Genomic DNA, 11,754 nt, shown 5'->3' with positions numbered 1-11,754 from the left:
TTCGCGCCGGCCGGGCCGGAATCCCGTCAGGGACGCTGCGCGGGGGACTCGGTCTTCGCCGGGTCCCGCTCGACGATCGGTGCCACGATGTCGTCGATCGCCTTCAGCAGGTCGGCGTCGAGCTTCACGCCGGCCGCCTTCACGTTGTCGTGCACCTGCTCGGGGCGGGACGCGCCGATGATCGCCGACGAGACGTTCGGGTTCTGCAGCACCCACGCCACGGCGAGCTGGGCCATGCTGAGCCCGGCCTGCTCGGCGAGGGGCTTGAGCTGCTGGACCCGGGTCAGCACGTCGTCGTTCATGAACCGGGAGATGAAGCCCGCACCGGACTTCTCGTCGGTGGCGCGGGACCCGGCCGGCGGCGGCTGGCCCGGCAGGTACTTGCCGGAGAGCACGCCCTGCGCCATCGGCGACCAGACGATCTGCCCGATGCCCAGTTCCTCGCTGGCCGGCACGACCTCGGCCTCGATGACCCGCCAGAGCAGCGAGTACTGCGGCTGGTTGGAGACCAGCGGGATGTGCAGCTCCCGGGCGAGTGGGTGGGCGGCGCGCAGCTGCGCGGCGGTCCACTCGGAGACGCCGATGTAGTGCGCCTTGCCGGAGTGGACGACGTCGGCGAACGCCTCCATCGTCTCTTCCAGCGGGGTGCTGCCGTCGTAGCGGTGGGCCTGGTAGAGGTCCACGTAGTCGGTGCGCAGTCGGCGCAGCGAGCCGTTGATCGACTCCATGATGTGCTTGCGGGACAGACCACGGTCGTTGCGGCCGGGGCCGGTCGGCCAGTAGACCTTGGTGAAGATCTCCAGGCCCTCACGGCGCTCGTTCTGCAGCGCCCGGCCGAGCACGTCCTCGGCCCGGGTGCCGGCGTACACGTCGGCGGTGTCGAAGGTCGTGATCCCCGCGTCGAGGGCGGCCCGGACGCAGGCGAACGCGGCGTCCTCCTCGACCTGCGAACCGTGGGTGATCCAGTTGCCGTACGAGATCTCGCTGACCAACAGGCCGGAACGGCCCAGGTGTCGGAATTCCATGTTCCGACCCTAGCTCTAGTGGATCACTGATGCTGACCGGCGACTCAGAGCACCGGGTTGGCGTCGGTGAGTAGTCGGTCGATCTCCTCCAGCACCTCGGCGCGATCGCGGTGCACCGGGTCGATGAGCGGCACGCCGCGCCGGTCCAGCGCACCCCACCGCCCGTTGCCGCTCTCGACCAGGAAGGCCACCGGGTGGATGACAAGCACCGGGTGCGCCGGCGGGACCAGCACCGTGCCGGTGCGGTCCACCACGCCCCGCCGACCCGCCACGTCGACCACGGCGAGCCCCTCGTCGGTGAAACCGTCGATCTGCTGGCCGTCGGCCAACTCGGTGACGAAGCCGTGGTAGCGGGTGGGCACGACGATGCGGCCGGTCCGGTCGACAGCCCCCCACCCCTCGCGCCGCACCGCGGCCAGCCCACGCCGGAACGGTCGTACCTCGGCGAAGTTGGGCGCGACCTGCACCGCGCCGGTCGCGTCGATCGCGGTCCAACCGCCCTCGCCGACCACCCAGGCCAGGCCGTCGCTGAACGGGTGCGCGGCCCGGAAGGACGGCGGGATCACCGTCGTACCGAGCAGGTTGATCAGCGACCAGCGGTCGGTGTCCGGCCGCCGGACCCAGGCCAACCCGTCGTGGAAGGGCTGCGCCTCCGCGTACCGGGCGGGGATCGCCACGTCACCGTCCGGGCTGGTGTAACCCCACAGCGACCCGTCCCGCTCCGGCAACGGGGGCCGGTCGCGGTCGAGCACCTCGTCCCGACCCCGGGGGTACGGCCCGAAGCCATCCGCCTCGGCCCGGACGGTGACCGCGTCGAGGGCCAGCCGGACCCGGTCCAGCAACTCGGCGTCGGCAGCCCCGCGCAGATCGAGCGCCTTCTCGAAGTGAACGCAGGCCTCCATGAGCCGTCCCTGGTCGTAACACGACCGCCCGGCGTGCTCGTGCAACGCGGCCCGCAACCGGTCCGGCAACTCGATCGAATTGGCCTGGGCGAAGAGCTGGTCCGCCTCGGCGAAGTCGCCGCGCCAGCGCAGCACGTGCGCCAGCCGGGCCTGGGCCAACGCGGTCCGGCGCAGCTCCCCGGTTGCCTCGGCGTAGGTGAGGGCGAGCCGACCGTCGGCCAGCGCGTCGTCCAGGTCGCCGAGAATCCGCGACGCCACCGCCCGCAGGCTGAGCAGCCGGGCCCGGGCGCGGTTGTCGACCGCCGAGCCCAACTTCTCGGTCAGTCGCCGCCGGATGGCCCGCAGGTCGTCCGGCTCGGTCAGCTCCTCGCGCAGGGTGACCGGGTCCAACCGCCAGCGGTACGCGGCCAGCACCTGCTCCGGATCGCCCGGGTCGGCCAGCGACGGGCGGGTCGCCACCGGGGGTGCGTCGTCGGGCGGCGCGGACACCGGCACGTTCTCCCCGTCCGAGCCGATCCTCGCGTCGGGTGCGGCCGAGGCGGGTGGCGCGGACGTCGGCTCCACCGACGCCGGAGGCGCGGAGACGGGCGCTGGTGGCGCGGAGACGGGCGCTGGTGGCGCGGAGACGGGCGTTGGTGGCGCGGAGACGGGCGCCAGGGAGTCCGGCTGCGCTGACGCGGGTGGTGCGGACACCGGGGCCGCGGACGGCGTTGGTGGCGCGGAGACCGGTGCTGCGGAGTGCGGTGGCGCGGAGACGGGCGTCGGCGGTGCGGAGACGGGTGCCGTGGCGAACGCTGGCGGCGCGGAGACGGGTGCCGTGGCGAACGCTGGCGGTGCGGAGACGGGTGCGGCAGGCGGGGCCGATACCGGAGGTGCCGGGGGAGCGGAGACCGGCGTGGCCGAGGCGGGCGGTGCCGAGACCGGCGGTGCCGAGACGGGCGGTGCCGAGACCGGTGGGTCCGAGTCGTCCGCAGAACTCGCGGACAGTGCCGGGTCGCCCGGCCACTCGTCGGCTAGCCAGCCATCCGTCGGGATCGGGCTCGGATCGTCAGTCGCGTCCGCCGGCTCGTCGTGCGGCGCGAGTTCGTCTGACTGGCCCTGCTCGACCGGATCGGTGTCGTCGTTCGGGGGAGCGCTGAGGGGCTGCTGGTCGACCTCGACCTCGACCTCGGCTCCGATCTCGGCTTCGTGGGCGGGTGGCGCGGAGACCGGGGCGAAGGCGTCGTCTGGTGTCCACCCGCTGGCGTGCTCGTCGGCCACGTCGAGGTGGGTGTCGGCCGTCGGTGTCGACGTCTCCGCGTCCGATGTGGCAGGTGTCGTGGAGAGGTCGGGCTCACCTGCCGTCGCCTCGTCGTCGGCCGGGTCGAACGACTGCTGGTCCGTCGCCGGCTCGTCCTGGTCGGACTCGGTGGGCTGAGCGGAGCTGAACCACGCTTCCGGCCCGCGGGGGCCCGGGACGTCGTCCGGCTCGCGAACGGGCGCCAGCGGCTCTTCCGAGGGCGGCGGGGGTACGTAGCGGCGGGGCGTACCGGGCGCCGGTGGGAGCGCCGGCGCGACGTCCTCCGCCAGCGGCTGCGAGGCCGCAGGAGCAGGAGCCGCCGGGGCCGGGTCGGCCGGGGCCGGGCGGGTTGCCGGTGGTCCAGGTGCCTGCCACGTGGGCGGTGGAGCCACCGACGGGCGCGCGTCCGCCGTCGGGGCCGGCCGCTCGGGCGAGTACGAGCGTTGCGGCGCCGCCTGTCGATCCGGCGTTGCCTGTCGATCGGCGGAGTGCGGCCGCTCCGGCGAGTACGGGCGGTCCGGGGAGACCGGGCGGCGGTCGGTCGGTGGGGTGCCGGCCAGCGGGTCGCCGACCCGGCGGCGGTCCAGGCCCGGCTCCTCGCCGCGACGCTGCTCCGCCGGTCGGTCGCCGGTGGCCGGGCCGGGGTAACGCGGCGGCGGCGTGGGGTGCGCCCCGGACGCCGGTGGCGGTTCGGCCAGCGGTCGGCGTCCCGATGCCGGCGGGGCATCCGACCGCTCGTCGGCACCGGGCGGGTCCACCGGCGCGGGCAGGTACTCCAGCCGCAGGCGTGCGGCGGGTGGCCCCGAGACGGGCCGGTCGGAGGCGGGCGAGACCGGGGCAGCCGACACCTGTCGGTCCCAGCCGGGCGCGGCGGGGGAGACGGGCGCCGGGGACACCGGCCGTTCCGCGGCGGCGGGGGCGGCTGACACCTGTCCGTCCCAGGCGCGCGCGGCCGGAGAGACGGGCGCCGGCGACACCGGCCGTTCCGCGGCGGCGGGGGAGACCGGGGCCGCCGACACCGGTCGGTCCCAGCCGGGCGAGACCGGGGCTGGCGACACCGGTCGGTCCCAACCAGGGGAGACCGGGGCAGCCGACACAGGTCGGTCCCAGCCGGGCGAGACGGGGGCCGGCGACACCTGTCGCTCCGGGGCGACCGGGGGAACAGGCATGGCACGGCCGGACGTGGACGGCGCCGCCGCGGCTGGGCGTACCTGTCGCTCGTCGTACCGCGCCGGGGAGGCCGCGGGTCGCTCGTCAGGCCGGGACGGCGTGGCCGCCGGCCGTTCCTGCCGGGCGGCCGGCCGCGACGCGGTGCCCGGCTCAGCGCTGCGGTACGGGTCGGTCGTGCGGTACGGGTCGGCGGTGCGGTTCGGGTCGGGGCTGCGGTTCGGGTCGGGGCTGCGGTGGGGGTCGGTGCGGTGCGGGTCTGCGGCGCGCTGTGGGTCGGTGCGGTGGCCCGGCTCCCGGGTGCGGTCCGTGGTGCGGTCCTGACGCACCGGACCCGGCGCTGGCCAGGGCAGACTGCCGTCCGACCGCTGGGCCGGCTGCGGCCGGGGCTCGCGGTACGAGTCCTCCCGAGGCGCGTCCTCGCGGTACCCGTTCTCGCGGTACGCGTCCGGGCGGGCCTGCTCGCGGGGTCGCCGGTCCGGGTACGCCTCGGCGCGGGCCGCCGCCTCACGGGGCTGCTGCCGGTGCGGGTCGGTGTCGGGCCGACGCCTGTCGTCGTCGGGGCGGGGCTGGTCGGGCAGGTCCGGCTCGGGCCGACGCCGTCGTCCACCGTTGGGTGCGGGTGCTGCGCCGACCCCCTCGTCCGCGCGGTAGCGCGGCTCTGGGCGGCGCGGGTCGTCGGCGGCCCGGTCCGGGTACCCGTCGGAGCGGTATCGCGTACGGCCGTCCACGGGTGCCCACGGGTCGGCCCCGTCGGCGATCCGGCCGTCGTGGTCGTGGTTGGGTCGGACGCCGTACCCGTCGCCGGGCTGCCGTTCGTAACCGGCGGCTGTTCGCTCCGGTGTGCCGCGTCGACGTGGTGCGTCGTCCGGCTCGGGCACCCAGCCGGGCTCGGGCCGGGGCCCGGGGGAGACCGGCGGCGTGCCCCGGTAACCCCGATCCCGCTCGGCGGGCTCCTGCCGGGGACGGCGGCTGTCGTACCGCTCGGTGCTGGGCTGGTCCCGGTGCCAGGCGGCTTCCCGCGCGGGCCCCCGCTCGTCGGGCGGTCGTCGGTCGGACCAGGCGGTACGTCGGTCCGACTCGGGGGAGCGGCGTTCCTCGCGGCGGGGTGGCTCGGGCAGCGGTCGACGGTACGGCTCGTGGTCGTAGTGGCGGGAGTCGGCGCTGTCGGGTCGGCCGTAGGTGGACGTGTCAGTTGAGCGCTCGTCGCCGCGGGGTCGGCCGTAGGTAGGTGTCTCGTCCGGCTCGTCGTCCACCCACGACCGGCCGTGGGGCGCTTGTTCCGCCGGTGGTTCGTCGGACCACGAGCGGCCGAGGTAGGTGCCGTCCGGGCGGGTGGGCGCGAGCGGCGGCACCTCGGCGCGGCCGGACACCGTCGCCCGGCCGCGCGGTGGCGGCTGGTGCGGCATGCCGATGTCGCCGGGGTAGCGCTGGCCGGGGAACTGGGGGTGCCACTCGGTGGTCGGTTCGACCACCCAGGACGGTTCGTTCGGGTCTGGCCACCGGTCGGCGTAGCGGCCGTTCATCCGTCGAGCCCGTCGCCGCACCCGGCCGCCGGGCCGATTCTCGCCGGGGGTGAGCTGTCCGCAGCCGTCGCCGGGGGACCGCTGGGCGTCCGGTCGCCGCCTGCCACGCCCCGGTGGCCGGCTCGCGTCCGCTCGCTCACGCGTTGTCACCTCGTTGCAAATTGTCGCGCTGGGGCCGCACATGCCGGTCAGGTCGCCGCTCTGGCAGGCCGTGGCTGCGGATGGAGGGTAACGGCGTGGGCTCGCTCACCGCCACTGTGGTGCCGCCCACCGGCGCAAACGTTATCCCATTGGTTTCGGACATTTGGTCCTATAAGCGAATCTGCTCTCCGACCCTACCGCACTCGGCGACCAGCCGGCTGCGGAGGGATGGCCGCCCTCGTTCAGGGATGCTCCATGATGAGGACGGCGAACGTGCCGGGAGCGAGCGCCTCGTAACGGTGCGGTGCGTCGCCGGGGAACGTGGCGTAGTCACCGGGGTCGAGTTCGACAGGCGCCGCCTCGGGTCCCACCCGCAGCCGGCCGGCGGCGACCACCACGTGCTCGACGCTGCGGGGGGTGTGTCCGTGGCCGGCCCGGACCGCGCCCGGTTCGAGCCTGATCAGGTAGACGTCCCGACGCAGGTGCGCCGCACCGGCGCTGAGCAGCGTTCCGCTGAAGTCGGCCTGCTCGGAGCGGACGTGCGACCCGTCGCCCGCCCGGATGACCCGTACGCCGTCGTCGACGGGCTCCACCAGCCGGCTGAACGGCACACCGAGTGCGACGCCCAGCGCCCAGAGCGTCTCCACACTCGGGTTGCCGGTGCCCGACTCCAGTTGGGAGAGAGTGGACTTGGCCACCCCCGCCCGGCGGGCCAGCTCGGTCAGCGAGATGCCTACCCGTTCCCGCTCCCGGCGCAGGGCGGCGGCGATGGTGGCCAGCGGGGCAGCCGGTTCCGAAGGCATGCCTTCGCTCCATTGGGTCACACGTTCGGTCTGGCGAACAACGGCAACCCGTTCAGCATGATGACCGCACGACAAGATCCGCGCAGTTACGGCGAAACTGCTGCCTCGAATGTCGGAGGCAGCAGCTTCGCTGGTGTCGCGCGGATCGTGGAGGTGGGGAAGCCCGGGATCAGACCTTGTCGCCCAGCTTGACCTGGGGCGCCGGAGCGCGCATCCGCCGGAAGGTGATCGACCGCATGACCGCGTAGAGGAAGAGCGAGCCCATCCGCTGGTCGGTCTTCGGGAAGCGCTCCCGGACCAGCTTGCTGATCTTGCGGCAGATCAACACCGAGTCGATGACCACGCCCAGCGCCAGCGCGCCCCAGAGCACGTTGGAGATCAACCGAACCAGCGGCGGCATGGCCGCGTTCGACCCGACCAGCACGATCAGGGCCCCGCCGAAGAACCAGGTGCCGACGGTACGCCGGGAGTCGACAACGTTGCGGGCCAGCAGCCGCTCCGGGCCACGGTCGCGCGGGCCACCCTCGCGGCGGAACTCCGACGCGGCCTCGGCGCGCAGTTGGCGGCGACGCTCTCGCTCCTCCTCCTTGGTGAGGGGGCGAGTGGGGCCGGCCGGACGACGGCCGACGGTCGGTCGCTTGGGCGTCTCCCGACCCTTGGCCGGGGTGTAACCCCGGGAACGCTCAGCGGTCTCCTCGGGGGTCACCGAGGTGACGGCCTCGTCGACGAGGTCGGTGGACTTGCGGCGAAAGAGCGACGGCACGCGGCAAGAGTAGCCAACCGCCCGCGCCCGGTGCACATCGCGGTGCAACGGGCGACGGCCCCAGGTCGCAGTGCGCTGACCTGGAGCCGTCGTAGCAATGAAGGGTGACCGAGGTTACGGACGCTCGGCGTGCGCGCCCAGATCGGCGAGCTTTGCCTCGAAGTCCTCGTAGCCCCGGTTGATCAGGTCCACGCCGTACACCCGGGAGGTGCCCTCGGCCGCGAGCGCCGCGATCAGGTGGCTGAACCCGGCCCGCAGGTCCGGGATGACCAGGTCGGCGGCGTGCAGCTTGCTCGGCCCGGCGATCACCGCGGAGTGCTTGAAGTTGCGCCGGCCGAAGCGGCACGGGGTGCCGCCGAGGCAGTCCCGGTAGACCTGGATGTTGGCGCCCATCGAGTTGAGGGCCTCGGTGTAGCCCAGCCGCTGCTCGTAGACCGTCTCGTGGACGATCGACAGGCCGCGGGCCTGGGTCAGCGCCACGACCAGCGGCTGCTGCCAGTCGGTCATGAAGCCGGGGTGCACGTCGGTCTCCAGCGCCACCGCGTTCAGCTCGCCACCGGGGTGCCAGAAGCGGATGCCGCCCTCCTGGCCCGGGTCGCCCAGCTTCGGCGCGCGGGCGTCGGTGACCTCGTACTCGCCGCCGACCGAGCGGAAGATGTTCAGGAAGGTCATCATGTCGGCCTGCTGCGCGCCCAGCACCTCGACGTGACCACGGGTCGCCAGGGCGGCGGCCGCCCAGCTCGCCGCCTCGATCCGGTCCGGGATCGGCCGGTGGGTGTAGCCGTGCAGCTTGGGCACGCCCTGGATCTCGATCACCCGGTCGGTGTGGACCTTGATGATCGCGCCCATCTTCTGCAGGATGCAGATCAGGTCGATGATCTCCGGCTCCACCGCGGCGTTGCGCAGCTCGGTGACGCCCTCGGCCATCACTGCGGTCAGCAGCACCTGCTCGGTGGCGCCGACGCTCGGGTACGGCAGGGCGAACTTGGTGCCGTGCAGCCCGTTCGGCGCGGACAGGTGCAGCCCCTCGGGCCGCTTGTCGACGGTGGCACCGAACTCCCGCAGCGCCTGGAGGTGGAAGTCGATCGGGCGCGGGCCGATGTGGCAGCCGCCCAGATCCGGGATGAACGCGTGCCCGAGGCGGTGCAGCAGCGGGCCGCAGAACAGGATCGGGATCCGGCTGGAACCGGCGTGCACGTTGATCTGGTCGGTGCTGGCGCTCTCCACGTTCGCCGGGTCGAAGACGAGCTCGCCGTCCTCGGTGCCGTCGGTGACCTTGACGCCGTGCAGGCCGAGCAGACCGCGCACCACCTCGACGTCGCGGATCTTCGGCACGTCGAACAGTCGGCTCGGGCTGTCGCCGAGCAGCGCGGCGACCATCGCCTTCGAAACCAGGTTCTTCGCGCCGCGCACGCGGATCCGCCCTTCGAGCGGAGTGCCTCCGTGCACAACCAGGACGTCGTCGGTCAACGCAACCTCCAGCGCGTCGGTGCTGCCGTGTTGATGGTGGGGCGCCTGAGCCTCTTCGCTACCCCGGATGCGGCCATGTCGAAACGGCCCGCGTGTGTCGTCGCTTGGGCAGCATAGCCCTCGGTGACGAAAAAGGACTCGGTCACATCGGCGTGTGTGGCATTAATCGGTGATCCGGCACTTTTGCGTACCAAGAGCGCTACAGATCGTGATCAGGACGTCGTCGGTGGCGGGGTGTCCGCGCCGGGCAGGGCGAGCATCTGATCCAGCGCCACCCGGGCGTGGTGCGCGGTGTCGGTGTCCACCGTGATCTGGTTGACGACCCGGCCCGCGACCAGCTCCTCAAGGGCCCAGACCAGGTGCGGCAGATCGATCCGGTTCATCGTCGAGCAGTAGCAGACGGCCTTGTCCAGGAACATGATCTGCTTGTCCGGGTGCGCCAGCGCGAGCCGGCGGACCAGGTTCAGCTCGGTGCCGAGCGCCCACGCCGAGCCGGCCGGAGCCGCCTCGATCGTCTTGATGATGTATTCGGTGGAGCCGACGTGGTCGGAGGCCGTGACGACCTCGTGCCGGCACTCCGGGTGGACCAGGACGTTGACCCCGGGCACCCGCTCCCGTACGTCGTTGACGCTGTCCAGCGTGAACCGGCCGTGCACCGAGCAGTGCCCCCGCCACAGGATCATCTTGGCGTCGCGCAACTGCTCGGGGGTGAGCCCGCCACCGGGCTTGTGCGGGTCGTAGAGAACACAGTCGTCGAGCGACAGGCCCATCTCCAGCACCGCGGTGTTACGGCCCAGGTGCTGATCCGGCAGGAAGAGCACCTTCGACCCCTGCTCGAAGGCCCAGTCCAGGGCGCGCTTGGCGTTGGACGAGGTGCAGACCACGCCGCCGTTGCGCCCCACGAAGCCCTTGATGTCGGCCGAGGAGTTCATGTACGTCACCGGCACCGTCTCACCGGCGATGCCCAGCTCGGTCAGCGTGTCCCACGCGGCCTCGACCTGGCCCAGGACCGCCATGTCCGCCATCGAGCAACCCGCCGCGAGGTCGGGCAGGATCACCCGCTGGGCGTCGGTGGTGAGGATGTCGGCGCTCTCGGCCATGAAGTGCACGCCGCAGAAGACGATGTACTCCGCGTCCGGACGGGCCGCGGCCTCCCGGGCCAGCTTGAACGAGTCGCCTGTCACATCCGCGAACTGGATCACCTCGTCGCGCTGGTAGTGGTGCCCCAGCACGAAGACCTTGCTGCCCAGCTTCGCCTTTGCGGCGGTGGCACGGGCCACCAGATCCGGATCGCTGGGCGCCGGCAGGTCGCCCGGACACTCGACGCCGCGCTCGGTGTCGGGGTCGCTGCCCCGGCCGAGCAGCAGCAGAGCCGTCGCCGTGTTGGAGGGTTCCACCCAGGTCGAAGTCACGTAGCCCATGGTCCCACAGCAGGAGCGCGACGCAGCTTCGCTCGGTGTGGGCTGCCACACTGCTCGGCATGCGTGTGCTGCTCTGCCCGGACAAGTTCGCCGGCACCCTGCCCGCGCCGGAGGTGGCCGCCGCGGTCGCCGCCGGTTGGCGCACCGTCACCGACGGAGACGATCTGCTGATCCGGCCGCTCGCCGACGGTGGGCCGGGCTTCGTGGAGGTGCTCGCCGAAGCCCTCGGCGGCCGGCGGGTGCCGGTGTCGACGGTCGACCCGCTGGGCCGGCCGGCGGCCGGTGAGATCCTGCTCACCGCCGACGGCGCCACCGCCTATCTAGAGAGCGCGCAGGCGTGCGGCCTGCACCTGCTCTCCGCGGCCGAACGCGACCCGAAGACCACCACCTCGTACGGACTGGGTCTGCTGGTGGCCGCCGCCGTGGAGAGCGGCGCCCGCACTGTGGTGATCGGGCTGGGCGGCTCCGGCACCAACGACGCCGGCGCCGGAATGCTCGCCGCGCTGGGCGTGACCCCCCTCGACCAGGGCGGCGCCGCGCTGGCGTACGGCGGGGCGGCGCTCGCCGCGGTCGACGCCCTGGACGGCGCGCCCCGGCTGCGCGGCGTCCGGCTGGTCGCGGCCACCGACGTGGACAACCCCTGCTCGGCCTGCACGGGGCGAGCAACGTGTTCGGCCCGCAGAAGGGCGCCGACCGCGCTGACGTGCTGCTGCTCGACGCGGCCCTGGAGCGTTTCGCGGCGGTGCTGGAACGGGACCTGGCCGGCTGCCCGGCGGGGCTCGGCGTTCTGCCCGGTGGTGGGGCCGCCGGGGGCATCGGCGCGGCGCTCCTCGCCCTGGGTGGCGAGTGCGAGTCGGGGATCGGCCTGGTCACCCGGGCCACCCGACTCGACGACGCGCTGGACACCGCCGACCTGGTGATCACCGGGGAGGGGTCGTTCGACCACCAGTCGCTGCGCGGCAAGGTCGTCGCCGGGGTGGCCGGCGCCGCCCGCGACCGCGGAGTCCCCTGCGTGGTGGTGGCCGGGCAGGTGAGCACCGGCCGGCGGGAGGCCGCCTCGGCCGGGGTGACCGACGCGTACAGCCTGGTCGAGCACTTCGGCGGCGAGGAGGGTGGCGGGCTCGACGCCGCCCTGAGCCGGCCCGCGGAGGGGCTGCGCGAACTGGGCGCCCGGCTGGCCCGGCAGTGGAGCCGCTGAGCGCCTCGACAGCCCGTGCGCCCGCCACGACCGGGGGCGACCTGCGGCGGGGGTCACGC

Annotated in this window: 6 protein-coding genes and 1 pseudogene; 1 reads left to right on the top strand and 6 read right to left on the bottom strand. The window is 73.6% G+C overall.

The window, feature by feature from the left end; all coding sequences use genetic code 11:
* Positions 1–26: 26 nt before the first annotated feature.
* From ACQP0U_RS24325 to nadA, 6 genes are all read right to left on the bottom strand, one after another.
* A complete protein-coding gene (locus ACQP0U_RS24325; RefSeq protein WP_433311165.1) occupies positions 27–1,025 on the bottom strand; it encodes an aldo/keto reductase family protein in 999 nt (332 codons plus the stop codon).
* Positions 1,026–1,069: 44 nt separating this feature from the next.
* Positions 1,070–5,899, bottom strand: a complete 4,830-nt coding sequence (locus ACQP0U_RS24320) for a WG repeat-containing protein (protein WP_433311163.1) — start codon at positions 5,897–5,899, stop codon at positions 1,070–1,072.
* A 383-nt stretch (positions 5,900–6,282) separates the two neighbouring features.
* The gene (locus tag ACQP0U_RS24315) at positions 6,283–6,843 is read right to left on the bottom strand and encodes a helix-turn-helix domain-containing protein (RefSeq protein WP_433311160.1); all 561 of its coding nucleotides are present in this window, start codon (positions 6,841–6,843) and stop codon (positions 6,283–6,285) included.
* A gap of 169 nt (positions 6,844–7,012) precedes the next feature.
* Entirely contained in the window at positions 7,013–7,606 is a 594-nt protein-coding gene (locus ACQP0U_RS24310) for a DUF3043 domain-containing protein (RefSeq protein ID WP_433311157.1), read from the bottom strand.
* A 114-nt stretch (positions 7,607–7,720) separates the two neighbouring features.
* Positions 7,721–9,076: a UDP-N-acetylglucosamine 1-carboxyvinyltransferase gene (gene murA / locus ACQP0U_RS24305; protein WP_030337972.1), complete on the bottom strand. Its 1,356-nt coding sequence runs from the start codon at positions 9,074–9,076 to the stop codon at positions 7,721–7,723.
* Positions 9,077–9,288: 212 nt separating this feature from the next.
* Positions 9,289–10,488: a quinolinate synthase NadA gene (gene nadA / locus ACQP0U_RS24300; RefSeq protein WP_433311154.1), complete on the bottom strand. Its 1,200-nt coding sequence runs from the start codon at positions 10,486–10,488 to the stop codon at positions 9,289–9,291.
* Between the two features lie 68 nt (positions 10,489–10,556).
* On the opposite strand from nadA, the pseudogene ACQP0U_RS24295 reads away from it, so the two are divergent.
* Positions 10,557–11,695 (top strand): annotated as a pseudogene (locus ACQP0U_RS24295) (glycerate kinase family protein).
* Positions 11,696–11,754: the final 59 nt, after the last annotated feature.

This window comes from Micromonospora sp. CA-269861 (assembly GCF_050948505.1).
Taxonomy (GTDB): domain Bacteria; phylum Actinomycetota; class Actinomycetes; order Mycobacteriales; family Micromonosporaceae; genus Micromonospora.
This window is presented reverse-complemented; position numbering and strand designations above follow the sequence as displayed.